This is a genomic window from Streptomyces sp. NRRL S-37, assembly GCF_000721605.1.
Classification (GTDB): Bacteria; Actinomycetota; Actinomycetes; order Streptomycetales; family Streptomycetaceae; genus Streptomyces.
Genome location: NZ_JOIZ01000002.1, coordinates 1 through 25,366 on the forward strand (window position 1 = coordinate 1; position 25,366 = coordinate 25,366).

Annotated in this window: 24 protein-coding genes, 1 tRNA gene and 2 pseudogenes; 11 read left to right on the top strand and 16 right to left on the bottom strand. The window is 70.8% G+C overall.

Annotated elements, in window-relative coordinates; all coding sequences use genetic code 11:
• Positions 1-93: 93 nt before the first annotated feature.
• Both IH50_RS0102495 and dcd read right to left on the bottom strand, forming a co-directional pair.
• Positions 94-300: pseudogene (locus IH50_RS0102495) on the bottom strand (phosphoribosyltransferase); the annotation flags it as partial.
• A 5-nt stretch (positions 301-305) separates the two neighbouring features.
• The gene (gene dcd / locus IH50_RS0102500) at positions 306-881 is read right to left on the bottom strand and encodes a dCTP deaminase (RefSeq protein WP_030856699.1); all 576 of its coding nucleotides are present in this window, start codon (positions 879-881) and stop codon (positions 306-308) included.
• Positions 882-1,505: 624 nt separating this feature from the next.
• Between dcd and IH50_RS0102515 the strand changes: the two genes are divergently transcribed.
• Both IH50_RS0102515 and IH50_RS0102520 read left to right on the top strand, forming a co-directional pair.
• Positions 1,506-1,579, top strand: a tRNA-Gly gene (locus IH50_RS0102515).
• 110 nt (positions 1,580-1,689) lie between these two features.
• Positions 1,690-2,001, top strand: coding sequence for a hypothetical protein (locus tag IH50_RS0102520; protein ID WP_030856701.1), 312 nt, complete (start codon positions 1,690-1,692; stop codon positions 1,999-2,001).
• 156 nt (positions 2,002-2,157) lie between these two features.
• Here the strand turns inward: IH50_RS0102520 and IH50_RS0102525 are convergent, their stop codons facing one another.
• Positions 2,158-2,769, bottom strand: coding sequence for a TetR/AcrR family transcriptional regulator (locus tag IH50_RS0102525; protein WP_030856702.1), 612 nt, complete (start codon positions 2,767-2,769; stop codon positions 2,158-2,160).
• Positions 2,770-2,843: 74 nt separating this feature from the next.
• Here IH50_RS0102525 and IH50_RS0102530 point away from each other — a divergent pair, with 74 nt between their 5' ends.
• Both IH50_RS0102530 and IH50_RS38650 read left to right on the top strand, forming a co-directional pair.
• Complete coding sequence (locus IH50_RS0102530; protein WP_030856704.1) at positions 2,844-3,611, top strand: SDR family oxidoreductase; 768 nt, start codon at positions 2,844-2,846, stop codon at positions 3,609-3,611.
• A 95-nt stretch (positions 3,612-3,706) separates the two neighbouring features.
• Positions 3,707-4,072: a hypothetical protein gene (locus tag IH50_RS38650; protein WP_051767146.1), complete on the top strand. Its 366-nt coding sequence runs from the start codon at positions 3,707-3,709 to the stop codon at positions 4,070-4,072.
• A 562-nt stretch (positions 4,073-4,634) separates the two neighbouring features.
• Here IH50_RS38650 and IH50_RS42355 read toward each other — a convergent pair.
• The 6 genes and pseudogenes from IH50_RS42355 to IH50_RS0102570 form a co-directional block, all read right to left on the bottom strand.
• Positions 4,635-4,712, bottom strand: a pseudogene (locus IH50_RS42355) (DUF2587 domain-containing protein); the annotation flags it as partial.
• 102 nt (positions 4,713-4,814) lie between these two features.
• On the bottom strand, positions 4,815-7,682 hold the full coding sequence (locus IH50_RS0102540; RefSeq protein ID WP_030856706.1) for an FtsX-like permease family protein: 2,868 nt from the start codon (positions 7,680-7,682) through the stop codon (positions 4,815-4,817).
• A complete protein-coding gene (locus IH50_RS0102545) occupies positions 7,679-8,419 on the bottom strand; it encodes an ABC transporter ATP-binding protein (RefSeq protein ID WP_030856708.1) in 741 nt (246 codons plus the stop codon). The genes IH50_RS0102540 and IH50_RS0102545 overlap by 4 nt, the downstream gene beginning before the upstream one ends.
• A gap of 204 nt (positions 8,420-8,623) precedes the next feature.
• The gene (locus tag IH50_RS0102550; protein ID WP_030856710.1) at positions 8,624-9,280 is read right to left on the bottom strand and encodes a PadR family transcriptional regulator; all 657 of its coding nucleotides are present in this window, start codon (positions 9,278-9,280) and stop codon (positions 8,624-8,626) included.
• A 1,319-nt stretch (positions 9,281-10,599) separates the two neighbouring features.
• A complete protein-coding gene (locus IH50_RS0102565; RefSeq protein ID WP_051767147.1) occupies positions 10,600-10,896 on the bottom strand; it encodes a transcriptional regulator in 297 nt (98 codons plus the stop codon).
• A complete protein-coding gene (locus tag IH50_RS0102570; RefSeq protein ID WP_037871902.1) occupies positions 10,896-11,408 on the bottom strand; it encodes a hypothetical protein in 513 nt (170 codons plus the stop codon). Before IH50_RS0102570 ends, IH50_RS0102565 begins: the two co-directional genes overlap by 1 nt.
• A 166-nt stretch (positions 11,409-11,574) precedes the next feature.
• Between IH50_RS0102570 and IH50_RS0102575 the strand changes: the two genes are divergently transcribed.
• Positions 11,575-11,841 (top strand): hypothetical protein, encoded by a 267-nt coding sequence (locus IH50_RS0102575; protein ID WP_030856718.1) that lies wholly within the window; start codon positions 11,575-11,577, stop codon positions 11,839-11,841.
• On the top strand, positions 11,838-12,245 hold the full coding sequence (locus tag IH50_RS0102580) for a type II toxin-antitoxin system VapC family toxin (protein WP_030856720.1): 408 nt from the start codon (positions 11,838-11,840) through the stop codon (positions 12,243-12,245). The genes IH50_RS0102575 and IH50_RS0102580 overlap by 4 nt, the downstream gene beginning before the upstream one ends.
• Before the next feature lie 312 nt (positions 12,246-12,557).
• Here the strand turns inward: IH50_RS0102580 and IH50_RS0102590 are convergent, their stop codons facing one another.
• Positions 12,558-12,878, bottom strand: coding sequence for a hypothetical protein (locus IH50_RS0102590; protein ID WP_030856722.1), 321 nt, complete (start codon positions 12,876-12,878; stop codon positions 12,558-12,560).
• On the bottom strand, positions 12,875-14,092 hold the full coding sequence (locus IH50_RS0102595; RefSeq protein ID WP_030856725.1) for a Shedu anti-phage system protein SduA domain-containing protein: 1,218 nt from the start codon (positions 14,090-14,092) through the stop codon (positions 12,875-12,877). Before IH50_RS0102595 ends, IH50_RS0102590 begins: the two co-directional genes overlap by 4 nt.
• Before the next feature lie 594 nt (positions 14,093-14,686).
• Here IH50_RS0102595 and IH50_RS0102600 point away from each other — a divergent pair.
• Complete coding sequence (locus IH50_RS0102600; protein WP_030856726.1) at positions 14,687-15,520, top strand: PIG-L family deacetylase; 834 nt, start codon at positions 14,687-14,689, stop codon at positions 15,518-15,520.
• A gap of 378 nt (positions 15,521-15,898) precedes the next feature.
• On the opposite strand, the gene IH50_RS0102605 is transcribed toward IH50_RS0102600, so the two are convergent.
• Entirely contained in the window at positions 15,899-16,816 is a 918-nt protein-coding gene (locus IH50_RS0102605; RefSeq protein ID WP_030856729.1) for an ion transporter, read from the bottom strand.
• Between the two features lie 593 nt (positions 16,817-17,409).
• Between IH50_RS0102605 and IH50_RS0102610 the strand changes: the two genes are divergently transcribed.
• The 3 genes from IH50_RS0102610 (at position 17,410) to IH50_RS0102620 (ending at position 19,567) form a co-directional block, all read left to right on the top strand.
• A complete protein-coding gene (locus IH50_RS0102610; RefSeq protein ID WP_030856731.1) occupies positions 17,410-17,628 on the top strand; it encodes a hypothetical protein in 219 nt (72 codons plus the stop codon).
• A 90-nt stretch (positions 17,629-17,718) separates the two neighbouring features.
• The gene (locus IH50_RS0102615; RefSeq protein ID WP_030856733.1) at positions 17,719-18,726 is read left to right on the top strand and encodes a sporulation protein; all 1,008 of its coding nucleotides are present in this window, start codon (positions 17,719-17,721) and stop codon (positions 18,724-18,726) included.
• A gap of 298 nt (positions 18,727-19,024) precedes the next feature.
• Positions 19,025-19,567: a DUF1707 SHOCT-like domain-containing protein gene (locus IH50_RS0102620; RefSeq protein ID WP_030856734.1), complete on the top strand. Its 543-nt coding sequence runs from the start codon at positions 19,025-19,027 to the stop codon at positions 19,565-19,567.
• 134 nt (positions 19,568-19,701) lie between these two features.
• On the opposite strand, the gene IH50_RS0102625 is transcribed toward IH50_RS0102620, so the two are convergent.
• From IH50_RS0102625 to IH50_RS0102640, 4 genes are all read right to left on the bottom strand, one after another.
• Positions 19,702-20,817 (bottom strand): hypothetical protein, encoded by a 1,116-nt coding sequence (locus IH50_RS0102625; RefSeq protein ID WP_037871906.1) that lies wholly within the window; start codon positions 20,815-20,817, stop codon positions 19,702-19,704.
• A gap of 267 nt (positions 20,818-21,084) precedes the next feature.
• Positions 21,085-21,765, bottom strand: coding sequence for a GerMN domain-containing protein (locus IH50_RS0102630; RefSeq protein WP_030856737.1), 681 nt, complete (start codon positions 21,763-21,765; stop codon positions 21,085-21,087).
• Positions 21,762-23,465 (bottom strand): sensor histidine kinase, encoded by a 1,704-nt coding sequence (locus IH50_RS0102635; RefSeq protein ID WP_030856739.1) that lies wholly within the window; start codon positions 23,463-23,465, stop codon positions 21,762-21,764. The genes IH50_RS0102630 and IH50_RS0102635 overlap by 4 nt, the downstream gene beginning before the upstream one ends.
• Positions 23,462-24,148, bottom strand: coding sequence for a response regulator transcription factor (locus IH50_RS0102640; RefSeq protein WP_030856742.1), 687 nt, complete (start codon positions 24,146-24,148; stop codon positions 23,462-23,464). Before IH50_RS0102640 ends, IH50_RS0102635 begins: the two co-directional genes overlap by 4 nt.
• Before the next feature lie 164 nt (positions 24,149-24,312).
• Here IH50_RS0102640 and IH50_RS0102645 point away from each other — a divergent pair, with 164 nt between their 5' ends.
• Positions 24,313-25,206 (top strand): DUF3152 domain-containing protein, encoded by an 894-nt coding sequence (locus IH50_RS0102645; protein ID WP_078913820.1) that lies wholly within the window; start codon positions 24,313-24,315, stop codon positions 25,204-25,206.
• The last annotated feature ends 160 nt before the right edge of the window (positions 25,207-25,366 follow it).

The following is a 25,366-nucleotide window of genomic DNA, read 5'->3' on the forward strand; positions in this document are numbered from 1 at the left end:
CGAGAACGCGGGCGACCAGGACATCCAAAACCGTTCGGGGTGTCCGCAGCGGCCAGGAATGGGTCCAAGACTCACTCCTGCTCACTGATTAGGAACGGTCGTCCCCACCCCGGTGTAGAACTCGACGTTCACCAGGTGGATGTTCTTGCAGTCGAGCGCGTAGGCGAGCCCTCCCGCGACGAAGACCCCGCCGCGCGCGATGCTCAGCACCACGTCGGGCTCGTACCCGTCGTCGGCGATCGTCTGCGCGAGCTCGCGCACGGCCACCCCGAACTGCTCGTAGCTCAGGTTCTCCCGCATGCCGCTCACACCCGCGTCCGGTGGAAGTTGAGGTAGGACCGCGAGGCCGTCGGCCCCCGCTGCCCCTGGTACCGCGACCCGTACCGCTCACTGCCGTACGGGTGCTCGGCCGGCGAGCTGAGCCGGAACATGCACAGCTGCCCGATCTTCATACCGGGCCACAGCTTGATGGGGAGCGTCGCGAGATTGCTGAGTTCGAGGGTCACGTGCCCGGAGAACCCGGGGTCGATGAACCCGGCGGTGGAATGCGTCACCAGCCCGAGCCGCCCCAGCGAGCTCTTCCCCTCCAGCCGCGAGGCGAGATCGTCCGGCAGCGTGATGACCTCGTACGTACTGGCCAGCACGAACTCACCGGGGTGCAGGATGAACGGTTCGTCCCCCTCCGGCTCCACGAGCCGGGTCAGGTCCGCCTGCTCGACGGAGGGGTCGATGTGGGGGTACCGGTGATTCTCGAACACCCGGAAGTAGCGGTCGAGGCGTACGTCGATGCTGGACGGCTGCACCATGGATTCGTCGTAGGGATCGATCCGCACCCGTCCGGCGTCGATCTCGGCCCGGATGTCCTTGTCAGAGAGAAGCACGGGCCCGAGGATACGCAAGGCGCGCGGAACGGCCACAATCGGCCGCTCCGCGCGCCTTCGCCGTTACCGCTTCTGAAGACTCACCGGCACGACGCTGCGGAGCCGCGCACAGCGCGGGCACCGCAGGAGCCGGCCGGGGCCGAGTCGCTCGGCCTGCTGCATCGGAAACGAGGCGGCGGTGAACACGTGCCCATCGGCACAGCGGACGACGGTGCGCTCCATCAAGTCCAAGAGTCCCTTCCCCAAGAGGCCGCGTCCGGCCAACTGCCCTGACGCCAAAAGCCACATTACGGGATCAAAGGAACGGCCCTCCAGGCGGCACCCCGCACGCGCACCACGCCTTCACGGTACGCCCCCACACATGCCCCCCGCAGCCGCATCCACGCCCTGAAACAGGGTCAGCCCCCGGCCCCTGAAGACGCCGTGGGCGAACTCCGTCACCGCCTACCGATAGGAGCGTTTCTCCCTACAACACACCGCGTATACGCCGTTCTGCCTGGAGAAATGCTCCCATCGTCGCCCGCGCGACAGGGACCGGCGGCATCCCTGAACACCGAGGGCCTGGCATGGGGTAGAGTAAGCGGGCGTCCGGACACCATCGATTCGACGGGGTCGGGATCTTGCGCGGGTGTAGTTTAATGGTAGAACATCAGCTTCCCAAGCTGAGAGCGCGAGTTCGATTCTCGTCACCCGCTCCATGAAGAAGGCCCAGGTCACAGACCTGGGCCGTTTTGCTGTCCGCTGTGATCACTGGCCGCGTGCCAGATGCGTGCCAGAACACTGATCGTCTGGATCGCCGGGAGAGGACTTGAGCAAGCAGATAGCCGGATGGATCACGGATCGCAACCTGCGTGCCTTTCTGGAGCTGCTGTCTCGCTACGCCGACTACGCGTTCGACGACATCGACTGGGACACCATCGATACCGGCGTCCGGGACACCGACGACGAGAAGTCCGACGGCTGGTACTCATATCCGCTCGTCGGCACGAGCGCCACCCTGGAAGTCAGCCTCGCCCGCTCTGTCGGCAGCGAGGTGATGTCCGTCAGTGTCACAGGGGTCGAGACGCCTGAACTCCAGCTCCGGACCGACACTCTGCTGTCCGCATTCGCCAGCATCTGACCGCCGTTCTGTCTCCCCAGACGTCCAAAACCCTGCCCCCTTGGCGAGTCAGCGCTCTGGCGTGTCTGGCACGCCCGCGGTTTTCCGTGCAGCCTGCCCCACGCTGCTGGTCACCGGTGCCGTCGGTTCGGTCGGCGGGGGCGCGAGCAGATCTGCTCACGCCCCCTTCCGTACGGGCCACACCGACATGGCGAGCTCGGCCACCCGCTCCAGTTCCGTCGCGCTCGCCCCGTCCCGGGCCTGTTGGGACATGCCCTGAACCACCGCGGCGAAGTAGACGGCCAGAGCGCGTGGTTCGGCACCTTCGGGCAGCGTCCCGGCCTTCTCGGCGTCGGCCAGTCGTCTCTCGAAGTCATGGACGTTCGCCACCCTGCGTTCCCGCAGGCCCCGCTCGACATCGGCCGTCTGCGCCGAGTAGTTGATCGCCGCCGTGATGACCAGGCAGCCCGCCGGGTGGCCGGGGTCGGTGTACGACGTCGCCGCCTCGCGCAGCATTCTGGCGAACCCCGCGCGGGCGTCGCTCTCCTCCTCCAGCGCCCTGCCCATGAAGGCGCCGAAGGTTCCGCCGTAACGGTCGACGACCTCGGTGAAGAGTGTGCGCTTGTCGCCGAAGGCGGCATACAGGCTGGGCGGAGAGATCCCCAGGGTCCGGGTGAGATCGGCGATGGACGTGCCCTCGTAGCCGTGCTCCCAGAACAGCCGCGTGGCCTGCACGAGCGCCGCCTCGCGGTCGAAGCTTCGCGGTCGTCCCCGCCTCGTCATCGTCATACGAGAATTTTACAGCGATCGCTACGTATTGCGTGTAACCTTTTTCTATAGCCATCGCTACAGATTGGAAGGTCATGCGTTCACTCACGGGCAAGACGGCTCTGGTGACCGGCGGCAGCCGCGGCATCGGGCGGGCCACCGCCGAACGGCTCGGCCGGGAGGGCGCCCTCGTGGCCGTGCACTACGGACGCGACGCCGCTGCCGCCGAAGAGGTGGTCGGGGCGATCCGGGCGGCGGGCGGCACGGGATTCGCCGTGCGGGCCGAGCTGGGTGCGGGTGGTGACGTGGAGGCCCTGTGGGCCGAGTTCGACCGCCAGGTCCTGGAGCACGGCGACAGCACCGGTCTCGACATCCTGGTGAACAACGCCGGCATCACGTCCCGCGGTCACATCGAGGAGACCACGCCCGAGGCCTTCGACGAGATGTTCGCCGTCAACGTGCGGGCCCCGTTCTTCCTGGTCCAGCAGGGGCTCAAGCGGCTGCGGGACGGCGGCCGGATCATCAACATCTCGTCCGGGGCGACGCGTATCGCGCTGACCGACATCATCGCGTACAGCATGACCAAGGGCGCTGTCGACACCTTCAGCCTCACGCTCGCCAAGGCCCTCGGCAACCGCCGCATCACCGTCAACTCGGTCGCGCCCGGCATCATCGACACCGACATGAACGCCTCCTGGCTCCGGGGCGACGAATCCGCCGAACAGTCCGCCGCGGAGCTCTCGGCACTCGGTCGCGTGGGCCGCCCCGGCGATGTGGCCGACATCGTGGCCTTCCTGGCCTCGGACGACGCCCGTTGGGTGACAGGGCAGGTCATCGACGCCACAGGAGGCTCGCAGCTCTGATCCGAACCACGGCTCGCGCCATGGGCCCGCACCACGCAAGGGTGTCAACGGGGACACCGCATCATCGCGCACGGCACTCTGCAGTGGGAGACCCCATGCGTGTCGTCATCGCCTGGTGGGACGGAACTCGCTCCGCCGGAACCCCCCACGCGGACAGCGAGAAATCATCCGCAGGCCGAGCGGAAACCTCCGACATCGACCCCGATTCCTCCTCCGTCGGCGAGTTCCCGGGCCTGAGGACGAGCCACTGGCTCACCGATCCGACCGCCGACCGGCAGGGCCTGGCCCTGCCGTGGGACAGCGCGGCCTCCGCCGCACGGTCCCTGCCGGCGCTCGCGGCGAAGACGTCCGGCCACGCGCCGTCCGATCGCTGGGCATTCGAGCTGGACGAAGCACTTCAACCGAAGCCAGGCGGTTCCCCCGGGCTCCCTCAGGAGCCCAGCCTCCCGCTCCACGCCTGAGACGCCGAACTCCGCGCCCCCGGTTCACCCCGCATCGGGGGCGCGGTCATGCGTCATGCCGGTCCGGGTGCGCTGACGGGCGAGACCTCCTCTGTGTATTCCTGCGAAGACGCCCTCCCGGCCAACGCTCGCTACCAGCACCTCGGCGGTAACCGGCCGCCAACAGGGGCTGCCCGCACCCCCGAGTCGACGGCGTGCCCATGGCGTGCCCGTAAGTCCGGTCAACCACGGTCAAAGGGCTGCACCGAGGTCACCTGGTTCCAGGAAGAAGTATTCCGGGGTATGCGGCGCCGGTATCCGGAGGGCTGGGGCGAGGACTACCGGAAGCAGGCCGAGTACGAGATGGGCGTCATCGTTCAGATGGGGGTTCCCCGGCTGCTTCCTCGTGGTCGCCGACTTCATCATGTGAGCCGAAGAGCAGGGCATCGCCGTCGGTGGACGCTTCCTCCGGACGGGGACCACCTCGTCACCATCACGTGACGTGCCCTGCCGGCCTACCTGGTTCGCGACAGCGTGCGGACCGGCCGAGGAGTACGGCCGGAACGGAAGGTGATCCCCAGTCGGTGCCGCCGAGCGCCATCCCGTCCTGGCCCAGGACGAGGACCCGGGGGCTCTCCTGCGACCTGTCATTCCTCGGCATCTCCGTGCCGCCGTTCTCGCGCACGCATGCTTTCCCACACGGTGTGCCCCTGGACGAGGGTTGATCCACCCTCGTCCAGGGGCACGGTCCGGCAGCGGAGGCTCAGTGCGCTTCGCGGCGGGCCAGCGCCCCGTGCGAGCGGGTCACCAGCGCGGCCAGCAGGGCGGCGCCGAGGGGCACGGCGATCAGGAGGGCGGCGAGTGTCTCCCAGGGGACGACGATCGGCACGTACGGCGGGGCGTCACCGGCGTCGCCCCACCCCTGGTCGAGAGCCTCCTGGTAGGAGCGCATCTGCTCGCGCTCCTCGGTGAGCCGCAGCCCGACCGCGGGCAGGACACCGGCCGCCGAGCCGAGGACCACACCCATCGCGGCGATCACACCGCACTGGAAGCCGCTGAGCATGCGGCGCACCCGGGGCGGGGCGCCGACCGCGGCGAGCGTCTTGAGATCGGCCTCCGCGTCGGCCTGGGCGAGACCGGTGGCTATGCCGGCCGCACCGATGGTGACCAGGCCGGCGAAGACGGTCAGCGCGAGCAGGACGAGCTTGTTCTCGTCGACCCAGCCCTCCTCCACGCTCAGCTCGACGTTGCTGCCGAGCTTGGCGATCTCGGCGTCGAGCCTCTGCCGCTGCTCGGAGCTGGGCATCCGGTCGGTGCTGAAGAAGGCGCCGAGGGGGACGGTGGTCAGTCCGGCGGCCTTGGCGGCGGCGGGGCTGAGCACGCTCTCCACTCCGTAGGAGTCGGGCGAGCCGGGCACCTGGTAGGCGGGGATGGACTTCAGCTCGCCCGGGACCGGCTTGTTCTGCTCGACGGAGCGGTCGGCGGCCTCCGGGTCGGTGATCAGCTTGATGCCGACGGTGCCGTTCCTGTCGACCTGGGGCCTGTGGAAGCTGAGGAGCTTTCCGTCGGCGAGGGCCTTGGCCGCACCCGGGTCGTCGATGCCGAGGACCTTCAGGAGCGGGGCGTCGGCGACGAGGAGACCCTCCTCGACGTAGATGCCGTTGCCGGCGTGCGAGAGGCAGCGCCAGTCCTTGGCGAGGGCGCGCCGCTGCTCCTTGGTGTACTTCTCCGCCGGGTCGGAGCCGTCGGGGGTGCTGACCCACAGCGGGCACTCGTTGGCCGGCGGGATGACGACGTCGAAGCGGCCACAGCCCTCGCCCTCGCCGTACGGGGCGCAGCCGGGCTTGCCGACGGCGATCCGGAACACGTCGGCGCGGACGTCGACGGGCAGCGTCCGCTGCACGGCGTCGCGAACCGCGGGGACGTCCCGGCCCCCCTCCTCTGTGACGAGCGCGGCGACGGCCCCGTGCGGCAGGCTGGCCCGGTACTCGGCCAGACTCTGGGCGTCGCGGCTCGCGGCGTACGTCGAGACGGCAACGGTGCCCGCGACGGCGGCCAGGACGGCGGCGACGGCGGGTGCCGTACGGCCCCGGTTGCGGACGGCGTCCCGCAGGGCGAGGCGCGGCGAGAGCGGCAGCCAGCGGCCGGCCCGGCCGAACAGGCCGACCAGGGCGGGCGTCATGGCGACCACACCCAGCTCGGCGATGGCCGAGCCACCCGCGACCAGGACGAACTGGTCGGAGACGACCGAGCCGTACAGGGCGATGGCCGCGCCGAGCAGGAAGGCGCCGAGGCCGATCAGCGGCAGCACGCGGTTGCTGCGGCGCACGCCGCGACGGCCGGTGAGGGAGGCCAGGACGGTCTGCCGGGAGGCGGTGACGGCCGGGATGACCGCGGAGAGCAGGCCGGTGAGGACGGCGAGCGCGGCGATGGCGAGCAGTTCCAGCGGCCTGACGGTGAAGCCGCCGAACCGCTGCCCCATGTAGTCCTCGAGGAGCGGCCGGAGGGCGAGGGTCAGGACCAGGGCGAGGACGATGCCGACCAGGGCCGCCGCGACGCCGATGACCAGGCCGCCGCTCAGCACGATGGCCCGGATGTGGCTGCGGGCACCGCCGTTGGCGCCGACCAGGCCGAGCTGGCGGCGGGAACGACGGGCGCCGACGGCGAAGGCGGGACCGGCGAGCAGGCAGATCTCCAGCATCGCCAGGCCGACGACCGTGCCCACGGCGGCGAGCGCGGCGGCGTCGGTGGCCCCGCTGCTCTCGTAGTTGGCCCAGCCTTCCTTCTGGTAGAGCGGCACCTCGGAGTCGGCGGGCGGGTCGAGAGCCACGGCGCGCGAGGTGACCAGGACACCCTTGACGTTGATCGCCTGGACCGTGTTCCACGTGAAACCACCGGACTTCTTCACCAGGTAGGTGGTGGAGACGTCGGGCTTCGGCAGTCCGGCCTTCTCGACCGCCTTGGCGTACGGCGCGAGGAAGGCCCCCGGCAGGGCGTTGACCTGCTGTGCCGTGAGGTCGCTGGGCAACTCGTACGAGCCGCTGATCACATAGGTGCGGTCGAAGCCGCGGGCGGTGAGGGTGGAGCCGACGGACAGCCCGCTGCTCTCCAGGAACCGGGTGGTCGCGGCGATCTCGTTGTTCTCCTCGGGGAAGCGGCCCTCCTGCAGCCGCATGATGCCCCGGGCGACGGGATCGGCGGCGGCCAGCTCACGAACCTCGGTCTGGAGCAGACCGTGAGTGGTGGTCAGTTTGGCGGTGCCGCTGTTGTCGGTCAGCACCGTCGAACCGGCCGGGATGGTCTTGGTGACATCGGTCGGGCCGTCGGGCCAGGGCGTGCCCGGCGAGGAGTAGTCCCCGGCCGGGGTGCTCTGCTCGCCCGCGGGGTCCTGCAGGATGGCCACGCCGCCCGTCCGGGCGTCGGAGAAGCGGGCGTCGGCGGCGCCCAGGGTGCGCTCCATCCGCTGCGCGGGGGTGAGTTCGGCGCTGCGCACGGTCAGGTCCAGGGCGCTCACGCCCAGGATCGGCAGCGCGATCATGGCGAGGACGAGGAAGCTGCGGCCCTTGGAGCGCCAGGCGTCACGGCGGGCGATGCGGACCGCGGCCCGCCAGGAGTGGAACCAGGTCGTCACCGCTGGGCCGCCCGGCCGGTCAGGAGCGAGTCGGCGTCGCTGCGCAGGGTCTGGTCGACGACGGCGCCGTCCCGCAGGAAGACGACCCGGTCGGCCCAGGCGGCGAACCGCGGCTCGTGGGTGACCATGATGCCGGCGGCTCCGGCGTCGCAGCGGGAGCGCAGCAAGGCCAGCACGGACTCGCCGGTCTCGGAGTCGAGGGCGCCGGTGGGCTCGTCGGCGAGGACGAGCCGGCGGTCGCCGACGAGGGCGCGGGCGATGGCCACGCGCTGCTGCTGGCCGCCGGACATCTCGTCGGGGAACCGGTCGGCGAGTTGGCCGAGGTCCATCTCGGCGAGGGCGGCGAGGGCCTCGGTGCGGGCCTTGCGGGCCGATATGCCGTCCAGTTCGCGGGGCAGGGCCACGTTCTCGGCGGCGGTGAGGGCCGGGATGAGGTTGTAGTCCTGAAAGACGTAGCCGATGCTGCGGCGGCGCAGGGCCGCGAGCCCCTTGATGCCGAGGGCGGTGATGTCGGTGCCCTCGACGAAGACCTGCCCGGAGGTGGGGTTGTCGAGGCCGCCGGCGATGGTGAGCAGGGTGGACTTGCCGGAGCCCGACGGACCCATGACGGCGACGAGTTCACCGGGGTGGACGTCGAGGTCGATGCCGCGCAGGGCGTGCACCTCGGTGGCGCCGGAGCCGTGAACGCGGGTCAGGTTCCGCAGACTCAGCACGGGCTGCTGCTGTTGTGTGGACATGGTTTCCCCTCGGGCGTGCGCCGGTGAGCGGCCGGACGCCGGTGCGACGGACGGTCGTTGGCAGCGCCGTGCGTACGGTATGGGTCTGGTCGGGTGGTTCGGAGTCTTCAGGTGCTACGAGTGGGTCGGGTGGAGCCGGTGGACTCGGTCGGCCCCGTGGGTCCGGTCGTTCGGGGGCTCAGGGCCGGTCGTGAAGGTCGGACGTCACGGGCGGTGGCGTGCGGCCTCCTCTGCCCCGGCCGCCGCCCGCGCCCCCGTCCCCGCCGCTCCCGCCACCGCCCCCGGCGAGGCCGGCTCCGGCCCCGCCGCCTGGGCGGTCGACGAGAGACGGATCAGCCGGGACTCGCAGTGGTCGAGCCAGCGCGCCTCGGCCTCGGTCTGGAAGATCAGCTGCTCCAGGACGAGGAGCCAGGCGATGTCGTCCCGCTCCCGGTCCCCGTTCTTCTCCACGGCGGTGAGGGCCTGCGCCTTCAGCCGGGTGTAGTCCTGCATGGCCTTCACGGTGTGCCGGCGCTGGGACTGGATGACGTCACGGATGTCGACCCCGGACGCCCCGACGGCCATGGCCAGCTTGATGGCCAGCTCGTCACGGGCCGGGCTGGTGCGGTCGACGGGGTGCTCGAACCAGCTGCGAAGTTCGACGCGACCGCTGTCGGTGATCGCGTAGAGCGAGTGGCCGGCCTCGTCCTCACCGTCCTGCACGACCATGCCGTCGCGTTCGAGCCGGCTGAGCGTCGTGTAGACCTGACCCACGTTGAGCGGCCAGGTGGAGCCGGTGCGGAACTCGAACTCCGTACGGAGCTGTGAGCCGTAGCGCGGGCCGCGTTCGAGGAGGGCGAGAAGCCCGTGGCGAATGGACATACCGAGTATGTATACCGAGTAGGTCCGCGTGGACAAGCGTCCTGAGGCGGACGCCGGAGGTCCGACTCAAGGGGGACCCGGGCCGTCGCGAGCCGCTCGGCGGCGGCGCATCCGCACCCCGGGGAAGCCGATGCCGAGGCCCGCCAGGGCCGGCCCCACGCCCAGTGCGAACACGGGAATCCGCCGGTCGGAGAGGCCGAGGGGGGCCTCGGTGCCGGTCCCGTGAGCGGCCGCCGACTGCTCCGCGGGCAAACTCTCGGCGGCGGGGGCGTCCGTCTTGAGTACCGCATCGACCCCCTCGTCCGACTCCTCGGCGGGCTCCTCCTCTGTTGCCGTTGCAGTACGAGCGGGCTCCACCGGGCTCGTGGAGGACGGCGAGCCGGAGGGGTCTGCCGGTCGGCCGGTCGGCCGGGCCGCTCCCGGCCCTCCCCCGCCGGCGCCCCCCCCGAGGGAGGCGGAGTCGCTGGGCGCGGGCGCGTCGGGCGGCCCCGACGGCTCGGGGGCCGCCGGACGGGCGGGTCCGGCGGGTCCGGAGGAAGGCGACGCCGACGGGGCGGACGGGTGATCGGGCGGGGTGGGTGCGGCGTTCGTGGCCGCGGAACCGTTCGGAGCGGGGGCGTGAGCGGGCGGTGCGGGGGAGACCGTCGCCGTGGCCGGGCGCGAGGTGGCCGGTGGGCGCGGGACGGATGGGGTGGTGGGCGGCCCGGAGGGGTGCCTCACGGCGGCGGCCTCCGGCCCGAAGGCGCCGGCGCTCCGCACGGCGCGGGGCGCGCCCTCGCCCTCGTGCGCATCGGCCTCGGGCGCATCGAGGCCCAAGGATTCCTCGACTCGCAGCAGGATGCTTGATGCGCGCCACTGCATCCGAATGACGCCATGTGTGCAGTCGCGACGGCCTCACTCGGCTGCCGTTCGAGTCGGAGCCACTCCCGGTCTCTGGCAGCCAACCGGAGGCCCTGATCTCCCCCTCCCTGCGTCGTGCCCATAGCGTGCCCTTCAGAGCGGACAACCACGGTCGACAACGGTGCGACCAGTCCTTCACGCCTGCCGCCTGACAACGAATCCGCCCAGGTCGGCTGCCCTATGGCCGCACAAGCGCCGTCGCTTCCCAAGCTGAGGGCTCAGGCACCGTCAGCACGTGCCGGCCGTCGTGGCTTGCTCTGGTCGACAGCGCTGGCAGCGTGGTGCAGGACGGTGGGGGTGCAGCGAGGCATACGCGCGCCTGATCCGTCGGCGCACCCGTCGTCCGTCTGCAGAGGAACGTCGACCTGGGTGACCGGCTCGGTGCGGTGCCGCGCACATTGACCGGCACTCGTCGGTGATCAGAGAGTCGTACCCGGCGAGCCCACGATCGCCCGCAGTGCCGCGAGGTGGCCGTGATACGCGTCCGCGCCCTGCCGGGTCAGCCGAAGCCACACACGCTGCCGGGTGTCACGGACGGCCTTGCGCTGCTCGACGTAGCCGGCGTCCATCAGCACGCCGACGTGCTTGCTCAGTACGGAGGCGGAGACGCCAAGTTGCTGCTGCACCAGACCGAACTCGGCCTCGCCTGCGGCGTCCAGCAGGGCGCAGACGCGCAACCGGTTGGGGGCATGGACAACCACGTCGAAGCCCTCCATCAGCTCGCACCCTCCGGCGCTCCCGCGGCATTCCGGTGCAGGCGCACGAATGCGAGGTGACAGCCGACGGAGACGGCGACGCCGGTCAGCGAGGCCGCGATCAGCCAGATCGGGCGGCCGGTGACGCGAAAGGCCAACGGCGCCCCCGCCATCAGCACGGGCAAGCCGGCCGCGATCGGAACGATCGCCCGCCTCGGCAGCACGTCCAGCCGCAGCGCCACTCCCGTACGGTCACGCCAGGCCTGTGTCGCGACAGCTTGAAGCCCTCCGTGCACAGCGATGATCACCACCAGGACGCCCGTCCAGGCCAAGCGCGGAAGCAACCATTCCCTGTCGGCCACGGCGCCTCCGGCACAGATCGGAATCGCGGCGATGTAGAGCGTCAGCGAGACGAGGAACCAGGTCGGCCATGGAGTGGCCGACAACGCCTCGGTCGAGACCCGGATTCGATCAGCGTCGGCCAAGGCGGCACGAGCTTGCTCCGGCGTAGGTCGCGGCTCTTTTGTTTCCATACCGGAAAGCGTAGCGTCGAGTTTCCGAGGCGGAAAGAGAGGGTGGCCGATACACAAGTAACCCTTGCCACGGCCGTCGGACCAATGAGGGCGATCCCGGGGCGCACGGTAGGCCAGACCGCCCCTACGAGGGACGCTGTATTACTTGCTGTCGTACATTGGAGCCATGGCTACCCAGCGTGCGGGAAACACAGAGAACGTCTCCGTCTCCCTACCTGCCGACCTGCTCGCCGTGTTGCGGGAGCGGACCGGGAAGCGCGGACTGTCCTCCTACATCACGGAGGCTGTCCGGCATCAGCTCGAAATGGACGGCCTGGCGGAGATCGTCGCCGCTCAGGAATCCGAGCTCGGCCCTCTGACCGAGGCGGAGATCGAAGCCGCGTCCCGGGAGCTCTTCGGCGACGCCGGACACGAAGGAGGGCGCGCTGCATGAAGGAGGACGCCGCCCGCTCGGTCGTCCTCGATTCGCAGGCGCTGTCGCTGCTCCTGCGTAGCGACCGTGCGATGACGGCGCGGATCGAGGCGACCCGCAGAGCGGGTCTGCCCGTCCGCGTCTCGGCGCTGACCGTCGTCGAGGCGGCACACGGCAAGACCGACATGCCTCGCCTGCACTGGTACCTCTCCCGCCTCCGGCTCGAAGCCGTGACACCGGAGGACTCGCTCGAGGCGGTGAAGCTGCTGAGGGAGGCCGGGGGACCGCACGGGCACAAGTACGCGATCGACGCCTTGGTGGCCGCGATGGCCCTGCGTTCCCCGGCCCCGGCCCTCGTCCTCACTTCGGACAGGGACGACTGGACCAGGCTCTGCGGGGACCGCGTCATCATCCGAGACGTCTGACGCCCCGGACAGACCACGCACAGCTGCAGCCCGGCTTCGACGACGAGATGCGATTCGTCCATCGCATCCCCGCGGACGCGGTGGTCACGACATGGGAGTTTTCCGAATACAACCTCGAGAGCGAAGTGACACCCACCCTGGTCGACCTGACCTGACCAACCGCCCTCGTGCCCTCGTGCCCTCGCCCCTCGCCCCTCGCCCCTCGCCCCTCGCCCAGGAGAGTTGAGGGCTTCGCCATGCTGCCAGTACGGGCAAGGGTGGGGTACACATCGTTACGTGACCCGCTGCGCACTCACTCGATAGGGAAGGCGGTCAGGTCCGTCCCTGCCGCAGGTGGCGGGAAGCGGCGAGACAGGAGGACAGCCACGTCGCCTCCTCGCGGTCGATGATCAGGTCGGCGACGGTGATCATTCCGTCCATCGGACCGTCGAGCCGTATGGAGTGGTCGCCGACGAGGTACATCTCCCAGTCCGTGTCGCTGTGCCAGAGCCGGGCGTTCCTCTCGCCCCGACGCTGGGCGAACACGAGTTCTTCTCCGTGCTCGTTCATGAAGTATCCGACGTAGTCCTTGTCGGTGATCTCACCGCCGCACAAGCGGGCCAGGAGCGGTTCGATCTGCGGTGGTTCAGTCATGCGGCGGACTCCTCGGCCGAGGTCGGGGCCGGATCCTGCCGTGCCGATGACAGAGCCAGCATGCGGGAGGCTGAATCCAGCAAGGCCTCGTATGTGATCACTTCTATGCGCGCCTGGTGTGTGTTGTAGGTCCGCAGCGTCTCCGCGATCTCCTGGGAGGTGACGCCCCCAGTCACGTACCGCGGGTGCCCGATCACGACCGTCGCCGACGCCCGGCGAGTGTCGACTCCGTGCTCGGCCAGGATGCTCGGGCGGTTCTCGTCCATGGCCCGGAGGTAGTTCTGGGCCTGGGAGACCGCGCGGTGCGCCGGGGCACCCAACATGAGGTGGCCGGAGCGCCGTATGACCAGGTCCTTGATGTTGGCGCGCTTGAGCTCCACCACGTGCAGGGAGCCGTCGCCGCGCAGGAGCGGGATGTCGAGGATGGTGTCCGGGGTGTACTGCCGACGTGCCAGCTCGGCCACGTAGGCCCCGCCGAAGATCCATTCCTGGTTCTTCAGACACCCATGGAGGGCACTCTCGGAGCTGTCCGGATCCTCCACCGCGGTACGCAGGGCCGCCAGGCCGGCCTGCCTGGCCCGCAGTTCGAGCAGCTGGGCCAGCATGCCGGCGTCGGCATCTGCCAGGACGTCGCTCATCATCCGGGCGGCCTCGGCGGAAGCGGGCCGGGGCAGGTTACGGAGAACCATCTCCATGTGTCCGTACTCCTGGAGTTGCCTCGCCTCCTTGCCGGAGAGCCGGATCCCGCCCTCCCCGTCCCCGAGGCCCAGGTAGCCGACGGACTGGGCTATGCCACGAAAGAGGTCACGGGCGTCGGCAGCGCTTGCGCCGGGCTGGTCGCGGCACAGGACGTCAAGGGCGGCGACCGCCCTGTCCGCACCCAGTGCGGCCATCCGGCGCATGTGTTTCTCGCTGCGTTGGCGGGCTTCGTCGTCGTAGTAGTTCTCAAGGATGTCGAGGAACAGTTCGCCTCCGGCATAGGCGGCGAAGCGCTGAAAGCGCTGGGCGAAAGCGAAGTCGCCCAGGAGGAGGGCTTCTCGAGCCACGTCCTCCAAGGCGTTCACCAGCGGCCTGCCCTTGCCGTACGCCCCACCGGGACCGCCCATGATGTGCAGAACCGCGTCGACGCGCCCTCGGACGCGCGCGTCCTCGGTCAGCTCCCGTGCCGTCTGGACCAGTCGCCAGAGCGTGAAGCTGGATCGAAATGTCGTCACGCGGGCACAATAGAGTCGGCCACTGACAATCACGCGCCAGCAGTCTCCGTGCACGCGCGAAGGTGTTCCCCGTCTGGGCATCCGACCGAATCCGGCTCGACACCGTGCCCGCCCGAGAACGCACCGTGCCCACCAGTGTTCGCGCCCCGTGCCCATAGCGTGCCCGTAAGAGCAGACAGCCTCGGTCGACTGCAGCGTGATCCGACCCGCACGACCGGCCGAGCACATGCCATCTGCGCAGGCCGTATATGGGGACCAGTCGAGTGCCGTCGTCTCCCGAGCTGAAAGCATCAGTTCGATTCTCTTCACCCGTTCTTCTCGAAGTCCCAGATCACCGGCCTGGGGTTTGTTTGTTCGGGTGTCAGGCCGCTCACGTGGCAGTACGGCGATCGAACGCCGGCGCCCGAAGGCCGAGTGGCCGGGCCGGGAACAGCCGGTGCGTCCGGCGCGGTTGCACCGATCGAGGGGCCGGCGCCGGACGGCGGGAGCACCGAGGCCGCGAGGTCGTCCGCCCCACCAGGATCCGGGCTGCAGGATCGCGGCACACCCGCCGCGCACTCGGGCCCGGACTCGTATCCGCAGGAGGACTGTTTCATGACCGACCGGCCCTTGACGCTCATGGCAGTACACGCCCACCCCGACGACGAGGCCACCGGAACCGGAGGTGTCCTCGCGCGGTACGCGGCGGAAGGCATCCGCACGGTTCTCGTGACGTGTACCGACGGCGGTTGCGGTGACGGGCCGGGGGGTGTCAAGCCGGGCGAGCCCGGGCACGACCCGGCGGCGGTCGTCTCGATGCGTCGTCAAGAGCTCGAAGCGAGCTGTGACGTCCTGAAGGTCAGCGATCTGGAGATGTTGGACTATGCCGACTCCGGGATGATGGGCTGGCCGAGCAACGACGCCCCCGGATCCTTCTGGCGGACCCCCGTGGAGGAAGGCGCGGCCCGACTCGCGGAACTCATGCGGCACTACCGGCCTGATGTGGTCGTCACCTACGACGAGAACGGCTTCTACGGGCACCCCGACCACATCCAGGCCCACCGCATCACGATGGCGGCGCTGGAGATGACCGCGCTGACACCGAAGGTGTACTGGACCACGGTGCCCCGCTCGGGGATGCAGCGGTTCGGCGAGATCATGCGCGAGTTTCATCCGGACATGCCGGAGCCGGACCCTGCCGAGGCCGCCGCGATGGCCGAGATCGGCCTCCCCGACGATGAGATCACCACGTGGGTGGACACCACCGCGTTCAGCGGTCAGAAGTTCGACGCGTTGGCCGCGCATGCCAGTCAGGGCGAGAACATCTTCTTCCTCAAGATGGGGAAGGAGAGGTTCGGCGAGTTGATGGGCGTGGAGACCTTCGTACGGGTCCAGGACGCCACCGGCGCGGCCCTGCCCGAGGACGATCTCTTCGCCGGACTGCGCTGATCCGCCCGTAGGGCCGGCCGGGAAGGCGCATCGACCGCACGGCGCGATCGAGCGGGTCGCTCACAGCGCTTCGACGGTGCTCTTCAGAAGGACTTTCCGCGCCTTCGGGTCGGCGGCGTGCCCGTGGCGTGCCCGTACGACGGGTGGACCACGGTCGGCAGCGGTGCGGTCCTGGCCGGTCTCGGTCCGCTCATCCGCGACGCACGCGTGGCGGACCTGGGCGCCGAGGCCGGCGCACCGTGCGGAAGAAGACCGACGCCGACCTCTTCGAAGCCATCGAAGTGGCGTCATGGACAGCCGCGCAAGCAGGGAGGTCACGGGTACCGAGCAGTCGTCACCCGCACGGAGCGGCTGTCCCTCACCGCACCCTCCGCCCGCTCACACCCGCCTCTGGGCGGCCATGACCGCCGGCCGGTCGGTTGCCGTCGGCGGATCCGGCGCGGACCGGCCGAGTTCCTGTTCCAATGCGTCCAGAGCCCGTCGGGCCTCGTCGATGCGTCGGCGCAGTGACAGGTGGTCGTCTGCCGGCGGGTCGGTGTGTGACGGCTCGGCCGGAGGCCTGTCCCGGTCCATGTCCCGGGCTTCGTCCAGGGAGGTGATGACCACGCCGATGAGGACGTTGACGAGGACGAAGGAGGCGAGCAGGACGTAGGAGCCGTAGTAGAGGAGGCTCCAGCGTGAGATGTCGAGGCCGGCGTGGACGGCGTCACCGATGCCGTCCAGGGTCATCAGCAGGAAGAGGGTGAGCACGGCACGGCCGAGGGAACCGTAGTGCTCGGGGTCATGACGGCCGAAGAAGACCCAGCCCACCATCGCGTACACGTACAGCAGCAACGCACCGACGAGCAGGAAACTCAGGGTGCCCGGCAGACTGCGGGCGACGGCGACGAGGACGACGCGCAGCTGTGGCAGAAAGCGAGCGGTGCGCAGCACGCGGGCCAGGCGCAGGAGTCGCAGGACGGTGCTGTTCTCGCGCAGGAAGGGCAGGAAGGCGCACAGGACGACGGCCAGGTCGAACAGGTTCCAGGGGTCCTCGAGGAAAGTGCGGGGCCGGTCGGCGTGGGCCGCCATGCGCAGCAGGATCTCGACGGTGAAGGCGGCGAGGCAGACGTGCTCGGCCGTACGTAACCAGTGGTGCCAGTCGGCGGCCACTCCGGAGTACGTCTCGATGCCGAGCAGCACGGCGTTCACGAGGATCACGGTGAAGACGGTGACGGCGAACCAGCGGGCCTCCGTGACGGTTCGGCATCGTAGGGCCAGAACCGTACGGACCGTGCGAACTCGATGCTCGGACATCCTGCTGCCTTGTCTCCTCGCGTGCGCGGCGTTCGCCCCCGGTCGGCCCCGGTCGGCCCCGGCGAGCGGGGTGAACACCGACGGTCATGCTCCGGAAGTAGATTTCTACAGCACTGTAGTTTCTGGCGTCGCGGTGGTACCGCGGGCCGTGCCGGCCTCGTCCGCCCAGATGTGCCCGAGCCCCCCCCGAACGGATGGGGGCGCTCGGACGGAAGGCGGTTGATCAGGCCGGGAAGGGCCGGAGGCGGCGCAGCTCGGGCACGGGGCGCGCGCACCGGGCGGTCACGCGGTCACGCGGTCACGCGGTCACGCGGCCACGCGGCCACGCGGTCACGCGGTGGCCGGAGCCGCCGGTCCGACCGGTTCGGACAGTACGTCCTCCATGGCGCACCGGCGCCCGCGTCATCTGCGGCTCCGCGCCGGAGGCACCCGGGGACGGGCCGGCGACACCCGGCGGCACAAGAACCCGTTTTCAGCCTTTCCTGACGCGTCCGCCCGGACCGGGCCTCTCCTCCGCTCCGACCGTCCTATGCTTCTACTCGTTTGTAGAAGGCCCGCGACGAGCCGGGCCCGCGCCTTGGGAGACGACACACATGGCTTCGATCGACCTGGACGAGGTGCTGGACAAGGCATGGGCCGACAAGCCCCTGTCCGACATCCTGGCCGCCCCGGTGGCGGCGCTGAAAGGGGTCTCCGACCGCGACGGCGAGCTGCTGCAGGAGGCGTTCGGGGTCGAGACCATAACGGACCTGGCCGAGTTGAAGTACGCCCGCTGGGCCCAGGCGCTCGCCGCACTCGGCACCGTCAGGTAACCGGCCCGCGAACCGCCGTGGTGCCGCACACCTTCGGCTGGGCGGCACCCCCTCATGGAACACACGCACGTTTAAGGAGTGGACGCCACCATGGTGTTCAAACGACTGCTCGGCTCGCTCGGCGTGGGCGGCCCCACCGTCGACACGGTCCTCGATCCGGGTCCCGTCCGGCCCGGCGGCGCGCTCACCGGCCAGGTCCGTCTCAAGGGCGGCAGCGCCGACTTCGACATCGAGCACATCACCCTGGAGCTGGTGGCCCGGGTCGAGGCCGAGCACGAGGAAGGGGAGAGCGAAGGCGTCGTCACCTTCGACCGCTTCACCGTCGGCGGCGGCTTCCGGCTCGCCGAGGGCGAGCAGCACAGCGTGCCGTTCAGCGTCACGCTGCCGTGGGAGACGCCGGTCACCGAGCTGCACGGGCAGGCGCTGGGCATCGTCCTCGGCGTGCGCACCGAGCTGTCGGTGGCGGGGGCGAAGGACAAGGGCGACCTGGACCCGCTGACCGTCGGGCCGCTGCCCGCCCAGGAGGCCGTCCTGGAAGCGCTCGGGCAGCTCGGCTTCGGCTTCAAGTCCGCCGACCTGGAGTACGGGCGCATCGGCGGCACGGGGCAGCGGCTGCCCTTCTACCAGGAGATCGAGATCGTCCCGTCGCCGCAGTACGCGGACCGGGTGAACGAGATCGAGGTGACCTTCCTGGCCGACCCGGGCGGCATGGAGGTCGTCCTGGAGGCCGACAAGCGCGGCGGCTTTCTCTCCGGCGGCCATGACGCGCTGATCCGCTTCACCGTCGGCCATCACGACTCCCGCGACTGGAACACGGAGGTCGACGGCTGGATCCGCCGGCTGGTCGAACACCGGACGCCGCACGGCTCCCACGGCGCCTACGGCCACGGTGACCCGTACGCCGGGCACGGGCACGGCGGGCACTACGGACACGGCGACCACCACGACGACCACCACCGGTCCGGTCCCGGCATGGGCACCGTCGTCGCGGCGGGCGCCGCCGGTCTCGCGGTCGGTGTCGTCGGCGGCATGGTCGCGGCCGAAGTCGTCGACGAAGTCGGGGACTTCTTCGAAGGGGACGAGGAGGACGAGGGCTGACAGCAGGCCCCGGAGAGAGGACGGCGATACGCGGCGGCGACGGAACCGCACACGCGACGCGCCTGCAGCAGGCGCGGCAGAACTGGCAGCGGGCCCTGCTGGACCGGGGACTACTGCCCTACCTGCGGCGGTGTCTCCGCGAGGATCCGCCCTTGTGCCCCACCCCGCCCCGGGGCGCCCACACCGCTCACTCCCGCGACTCCCGCACCGCCACCCACCCGAAGGAGCCAAGTGACGGCCTGTCCTCCGGGGCTTCCTCGGCGGGTTCACCTCGCCGGCTCGGCAGTACGGTGAACCCGTGACCTCCTTACCGGAAGAATCGCCGTCGCTGATCGGTGAAGACGATCGCAATGCAGCCGTACGACGCCTGCGGGAGGCGTACGCCGAAGAACTCATCTCCCGGGAGGAGTTGGACGAGCGCCTTCATCAGGTGCTCACCGCCAGGACGCACAGCGAGCTCGCGCCGGCTCTGGTCGCGCTGCCGGAGGAGCACCCGGGAAGCACGGCCACGATCGCCGCCGCCGGCGGACGGATCAAGCGGCGGGGCGCGTGGCGGGTGCCCCGGTTCCTCAAGGTCGAGTCGGCGTACGGGAGGGTGCGCCTGGACCTGTCCCGGGCGATCATCGAGCACACGGTCGTCGACATCGAGCTGCGACTGGGAACCGGCGGGGCCAGGATCACGGTGCCCCGTGACGCGGTGGTCGACGTCGAAGGCTTGAGCACCGGGTGGAAGGACCTGCGCTACAAGGTCCCGCGGCGCTTCCGGCCCGGCGGGCCGACGATCCGGGTCTCCGGGACCATGGGATACGGGCGCCTGCGGATTCGCCACGCCCTGCGGTGAGAAGTCGTCCCGTTCCCTCTCGTGGTCCTGAGGCGTGACGATCGTGGAGCGGCTGGTCCCGGAGGGGGTGGGAGTCGTTCCGGTGGGCCGAGCCGGACGTCGCGTGCCACGTCCGGCCTCACGAGGCGATACGCCTAGCGCAGGCGGCGGACGGCCTGGGTCTCGGCGCGTTCCACGGCGCCGCGGCCGTGGGTGTGCACCAGGGCCAGGTGGAACAGGGCCGGGGTGACGGGGGCCCAGTGGCGGACGCGGTCCGGGCGCAGGAGGTGGCGGACCACGTCGGCCGGGCGGAACGGCACGTACTCGACGCTCTGGTGCTCCCACCGGTCGGCAACGCCGTGCGAGACGCGGGACCGCAGCGCGTCGCCGGTCAGGCCGGTGAGGTGTGCGGTGAAATGGGCGCTCCACTGCCGTCGTTCGACGTCCAGGACGAAGGCCAGCATCGCGAGTGTGTACTCGTGCGGTTCGAGGGAGAGTTCCTCGCGCATGCCGCGCCGCGCGACGTCGTGCAGGTCGGGCGCGTTGCGGCCGGCCGAATCGATGTGCCGGGAGAGCCCTTCGTTCACCGAGGAGCCCCACAGGCCGGGCCCGGAGCGCACGTTGTCGGCTCGTCGGCTGACGACGAGCAGGTGGTCGGCGGTGACCACGGCCACGTTCACGCCGAAGCTGCACTGCAGGAAGGCGGGGGCGTCCAGGGGGTGGTCGGGGTCGAGGTAGCGCTCGCGCGGGGTGGTTCCGTCGGGGAGCCTGCGGTCGAGCTGCTGCGCCGCGAGGAAGGTGAAGTAGTCGGTGGGGCGCAGCCGCAACCGGATGTCCGGGTGCTCCTCGAACGTGGTGCGGGAGATCTCCAGTCCCTCCACGGCGTACCGGGGGCCGTTCCAGACGCGTACCCGGGTGCCGGCTGTCTCCGCCCGCTCCTCCGCCTCCTCGATCTCCGCCCGCCACGGCGCCATCTCCTCGGGGAGGACCACCTCCCCGTCCAGCACCTGGACCCGGACCGACTCCGGCGCGATGGCCTGTTCGCCGTCGCCCTCGACGATGAGCGCCGACGTGTGGAGCGGCCCGATCGAGAAGGGCGACCACATGGAGAGCGGGGCCCCGTCCGCACGGTACGTCAGACTGCGCACGGCGGTGGCGGACCGGTGGCGGATCCTGAACCAGGCGTCCTGGAGCGGCTGTTGGAACAGCGTGGCGAAAATGATGCCGAGGACGGCCCCGACTATCCCATTGAGAAGATCGATTCCGGTCACAGCCACGCAGGGTATAGCGTCCCGGGTGGGTTGCAGCCGGCTGCGGTACAGCGGCGGAATACGGCGACCAGCGCCCCGGAGCCGTGCCGGACCCGTGCCTGATCATGCGGGGAATCGCGGGGAGCTCCGGGGAACCAGCCGGCTCCGGGCCGGGCGCCCGCGTCACTCCGCCCCAGGCCGGCGGTCCGGGGTTCTGTGCCGGCCGGACCGGTGGCCGGTCCGCCGCCGCGCGTGCGGCGGGCGGGGGCGGGCGGGGGCGGGCGGTGGTCAGCCGGAGGGGGTCTGCCGGGGCAGTGCTTCCGGCTGTTCCTGCGGGTCGGACGCGACGGGGCACGCGTGGTCCGGTTGTGTCATCGTCCATCCGTCTCCGGACACTTGGAGGCCGCCGGGCGCGGCGGCACCGTGCGCGGGGACGTCGCCGGCTCCGGCTTCCGCTCTGGCTTTCGCCTCGGCTTCCGCTTTGGCTTTCGCTTTGGCTTTCGCCTCGGTGTGGGAGACGGTGGTGGGGACCGACAAGGCCACGTGGTTCACCGTGCACGTGAGCTGGAGCAGGGCCCGGCGGCTCAGCGGTTCCGTCTCGCCGGGGAGCCGGACGAAGAGGGTGCCGTCGACGGTCACCGCCCGCGGCGCGTCCGTCAGGCGGGGCAGCTCCGTGGTGGCCGTCGCGGTCTCGTTCCCGGCCGGCCCCTCGAACAGCAGGCGTACGACGGCCTCGAGGTCCCCCGCGTCGTCGGTCCGGCGGGGGTAGGGCGTCAGGTCCCCGTCGCGCAGGAAGAAGAGGGAGACGGTGGCGGGCGTCGAGGGTGGTGCCGGGTCGGCGGAGATCAGGCCGCTCGCCGGCGCACCGGCCTCGATGACACCGGACGGGGGGACTCCGCACGCCGTGAGCGCGAGCGCGGCCACGGCCGTGAACCCGGACAGCAGCACTGTCGTCCGTGAGCCCCTCACCGGGTGCCCCCGCCGGCCTCGGCATCGGTGCCGTCGCGGTGCAGCGGGAGCTCGACCGTGAACACCGCGCCGCCCCGGGGCAGGTTCGCCGCCCGGATACGCCCCCCGTGCAGGCGCACGTTCTCCGCCGTGATCGCCAGGCCCAGTCCGCTGCTCTCGCTCCTGGCCCGTGAGGTGCTCGCCTTGTAGAACCGCTCGAAGATGTGCGGCATGGCCTCCTCGGAGATCCCCGGTCCGTTGTCGGTCACCTCGATGACCACCCATGCCGTGCCCGTCTCGTCCTCCCGCACCTCCATGGTCAGGCGTACGGGCGGCGCCCCGTGCCGCAGCGCGTTGCCGACCAGGTTGGCCGTCACCACGTCGAGCCGGCGCGGATCGACGCGCGCGCGGAGCACACCCGGTCCGGGCAGCCGGGTCTCCACCTGCCCCTCCCGCCACCGGGAGGCGATGGTGCGCCGGACGGACTCGGCCAGGTCGATCTCGTCCCGGTTGAGTTCGGCCGCCCCCGCGTCGAAGCGGGAGATCTCCATCAGGTCGTTCACCAGGCCGCTCAGCCGGTTCGTTCCCTCGCTGATGAGCCGCAGCGCCTCACCGGTCTCGGTCTCGTCCTCCCCCTTCAGGTCCAGCACGTCGGTGACCGCCGACATCGCCGCGAGCGGTGTGCGCAGCTCGTGGGAGACGTCCGCGACGAAGCGGCGCCCCTGGGCCTCCAGGCGGCGCAGCTCCCCTATGGTGCGCTCCAGTTCGGCCGCCGTCTCGTTGAACGACTGGGAGAGGTCGGCCAGCTCGTCGGAACCGGTGACGTCCAGCCGGACGTCGAGGTGTCCCGCGGCCATCCGGCGCGTCGCCCGGCGCAGCGCCCGTACGGGACGCAGTACGCCGCTCGCGGCGAGCAGCGCCAGGACGACGGCGAGGCACAGGGCCACCAGGGTGGCCCGCTCGATGCCGCTGACCATGGCCTCGACGTACCCCTCCTCGGCGGTCTGCGGGACCTCCAGGAACATCACGAGCCCGGAGAGCCGGGGCTCCGTGCCCTCGCCGCTCTCGCCGCCCTCGCCCGAGGTGTACGTGACGGGCATGCCGACGACGAGACGGGGGCGCCCGTCGACGTTCATCCGCTGGAACACCGCGGCGCGCTTGTCCCGGACGGACCGGAGCAGTTCGGGGCTCAGTTCGACGAAACCGGCGCTCGGCGCGTAGGCGCGGTGGCCGTCGTACGTGGCCATGATCTTCCAGCCCGACGAACGGTTCGCGTACAGCACCTGGTCCACCGCGGACTGGAGGTCCGACTGGTCCGGGGGGAAGGGGATGTAGGGCGCGACGGCGTCGACGCTCGTACGGAACCGGTTGATGACGGTGTCCTGGCTCTGCTGGAGCACTCCCGTGCGCGCCTCGCGGAAGGCGAGGGCCCCGGTGCCCAGGGAGCTGGCCATGGCCACCAGGACGAAGGACGTCAGCAGGCGGGGGCGCAGGCCGCGCAGGGGGAGCGGAACGCGCGCCAGGGCCGCCCGGAGGAACCGCCGGGGGCCGCCGGCACCCGGTACGGAGGGGGTGGGTGCGGGGACGGGTGCGGGGGTCTTGTCGGCCGTGGCCGTGGGGGCCCCGGGTGCGGTCCTCCGCGCCCCGGTGGTCTCTCTCGCCCGCGCGGTCCTCCGCGCCTGCGCGGTCCTCCGCGTCCGCGTGGTCCTCCGGTCGCTCATGAGGTGCCGAAGCGGTAGCCGAATCCGCGTACGGTCTGCACGTAGCGGGGATTCCTGCCCTCGCCGAGCTTGTTGCGCAGCCGCTTCACACAGGCGTCCACGAGCCGTATGTCACCGTGGTAGCTGTGCTCCCAGACCGCTTCCAGCAACTGCTGGCGGCTGAACACCTGGCCGGGTGAGGCCGACAGGGTCAGCAGCAGCCGCAGTTCGGAGGGGGCGAGGGCGACGGGTTCGCCGCGGTGCGTCACCACGAGCCCGGCGCGGTCGACGACCAGTTCGCCGTGCGTCTCCGCCCGGGGACGGCTGCCGTCCGGCAGCGACGCGTCCTGTCTGCGCAGTACGGCCCGTATCCGCGCGTCGAGGACCCTGGCCTGCACGGGCTTCACCACGTAGTCGTCCGCGCCGGTCTCCAGTCCCACGACCACGTCGATGTCGTCGCCCCGGGCCGTCACCATGATGATCGGCACCTGGTCGCGGTCCCTGATCCGGCGGCACACGTCCAGGCCGGAGATGCCGGGCAGCATGAGATCGAGCACGACGACGTCCGGCCGGAAGGGGCGGAGCTGTTCCAGCCCCTCCTCGCCCGTTTCCACGGCGAGGACCTCATGCCCCTGATGCCGCAGACCCAGTTGGACGGCCCTGCGGACGTCTTGGTCGTCTTCGACGATGAGGACCCGTGGCATTTCGGCAGTGTAAGCAGACCGGATGAGATGACCGTCCCGGGGAATGTCCCTCTCCGGCCGCCGTTACACAACGATCACACGGGCCGGGGAACGCGAGGCACCGTTATCTTTCCGTGATGTCACCGGCTCATCGCGATCATCTGGGATCACCAGATTGATCTGTCATGCATGCGGTACGAAAGCGGCGATACACACCCCCCGCCGGCGGCACCGCGGCCGGTCACCGCGCCGGCCGCCGGCGCCGGTCCTCCCGCCGCCGGGCACGGCCGCGCCGCCGGGGACGGAACCTGCTGGCCGGCCTGCTGGTGGCCGTCGGCCTGCTGGGTTCGGCGGCGTACGTCCTGAGAGGCGGGTGGGGCGACGCGCCGAGCAGCGCGCCGCCCCCGCGGAGCACGCACGTCTCCCCCACTCCCGCTCCCACCCCGACCCCCACGCCGCCTCCCTCCCCTTCCCCCTCTCCCTCCCCCAGCCGGACCGAGATCGCCGTCCCCCCGACGGGCAGCGGGACGTTCGTCACCGCGCAGGCCGACGGGGAGGCGGTGGGCAGTGGTTCCCGCCCGGTGCGCTACGTCGTGGAGGTCGAGACCGGCCTCGACGTCTCGCCGTCCCAGGCGGCGGACGAGATCGCCGACATACTCGCCGCCCCGCGGGGCTGGACCCACGACCCGGACAACGCGTTCCAGCTGGTGGGCGCGGGATCACCGCACGACATCAAGATAAGGATCGCGACACCGGGGACGGCGGACGCCCTGTGCTGGGCGGGCATCCAGCAGGACACCGGGGGCGAGTACAACTGCGAGGTTCCCGGAGGGGTGGTGGTGAACCTCAAGCGCTGGGTCAAGGGCTCGCCCACCTTCGACGGGCCGATCCACGACTACCGGGCGCTGATCATCAACCACGAGATGGGGCACTTCCTCGGTCACGGGCACGTGACCTGCGGGGGTGCCGGGCGACTGGCCCCCGTGATGATGCAGCAGATCAAGGGCCTGCACGGCTGCGTCGCCAACGCCTGGCCCTACGACGAGAACGGCGACCTCGTCACCGGGCCGCCCGTGTGAACCCGCTGAACCCGCGCCGGTCCCGAGGCCGGCCGTCACGGCGGCCGGCCGTTACAGCCCGGTCATGTACCGACCCCAGGGCCATGAACTGCCGGCGCCACTGTGAACTCCGCGTTCTCCTGCGTCCGCAGGCGGAACCCTCTCCCTCCCTCCCTCCCTC

What these genes read in the sequence shown, in the direction of transcription:
- IH50_RS0102575 (WP_030856718.1), top strand. Translation starts at nt 11,575, where the DNA reads ATGGCTACCCAGCGTGCGGGAAACACAGAGAACGTCTCCGTCTCCCTA.
- IH50_RS0102550 (WP_030856710.1), bottom strand. Translation starts at nt 9,280, where the DNA reads ATGTCCATTCGCCACGGGCTTCTCGCCCTCCTCGAACGCGGCCCGCGC.
- IH50_RS0102640 (WP_030856742.1), bottom strand. Translation starts at nt 24,148, where the DNA reads ATGCCACGGGTCCTCATCGTCGAAGACGACCAAGACGTCCGCAGGGCC.
- IH50_RS0102605 (WP_030856729.1), bottom strand. Translation starts at nt 16,816, where the DNA reads ATGTCCGAGCATCGAGTTCGCACGGTCCGTACGGTTCTGGCCCTACGA.
- IH50_RS0102600 (WP_030856726.1), top strand. Translation starts at nt 14,687, where the DNA reads ATGACCGACCGGCCCTTGACGCTCATGGCAGTACACGCCCACCCCGAC.
- IH50_RS38650 (WP_051767146.1), top strand. Translation starts at nt 3,707, where the DNA reads ATGCGTGTCGTCATCGCCTGGTGGGACGGAACTCGCTCCGCCGGAACC.
- IH50_RS0102580 (WP_030856720.1), top strand. Translation starts at nt 11,838, where the DNA reads ATGAAGGAGGACGCCGCCCGCTCGGTCGTCCTCGATTCGCAGGCGCTG.
- IH50_RS0102615 (WP_030856733.1), top strand. Translation starts at nt 17,719, where the DNA reads ATGGTGTTCAAACGACTGCTCGGCTCGCTCGGCGTGGGCGGCCCCACC.
- IH50_RS0102545 (WP_030856708.1), bottom strand. Translation starts at nt 8,419, where the DNA reads ATGTCCACACAACAGCAGCAGCCCGTGCTGAGTCTGCGGAACCTGACC.
- IH50_RS0102525 (WP_030856702.1), bottom strand. Translation starts at nt 2,769, where the DNA reads ATGACGATGACGAGGCGGGGACGACCGCGAAGCTTCGACCGCGAGGCG.
- IH50_RS0102565 (WP_051767147.1), bottom strand. Translation starts at nt 10,896, where the DNA reads ATGGAGGGCTTCGACGTGGTTGTCCATGCCCCCAACCGGTTGCGCGTC.
- IH50_RS0102530 (WP_030856704.1), top strand. Translation starts at nt 2,844, where the DNA reads ATGCGTTCACTCACGGGCAAGACGGCTCTGGTGACCGGCGGCAGCCGC.
- IH50_RS0102570 (WP_037871902.1), bottom strand. Translation starts at nt 11,408, where the DNA reads ATGGAAACAAAAGAGCCGCGACCTACGCCGGAGCAAGCTCGTGCCGCC.
- IH50_RS0102635 (WP_030856739.1), bottom strand. Translation starts at nt 23,465, where the DNA reads ATGAGCGACCGGAGGACCACGCGGACGCGGAGGACCGCGCAGGCGCGG.
- IH50_RS0102590 (WP_030856722.1), bottom strand. Translation starts at nt 12,878, where the DNA reads ATGACTGAACCACCGCAGATCGAACCGCTCCTGGCCCGCTTGTGCGGC.
- IH50_RS0102610 (WP_030856731.1), top strand. Translation starts at nt 17,410, where the DNA reads ATGGCTTCGATCGACCTGGACGAGGTGCTGGACAAGGCATGGGCCGAC.
- IH50_RS0102645 (WP_078913820.1), top strand. Translation starts at nt 24,313, where the DNA reads ATGCATGCGGTACGAAAGCGGCGATACACACCCCCCGCCGGCGGCACC.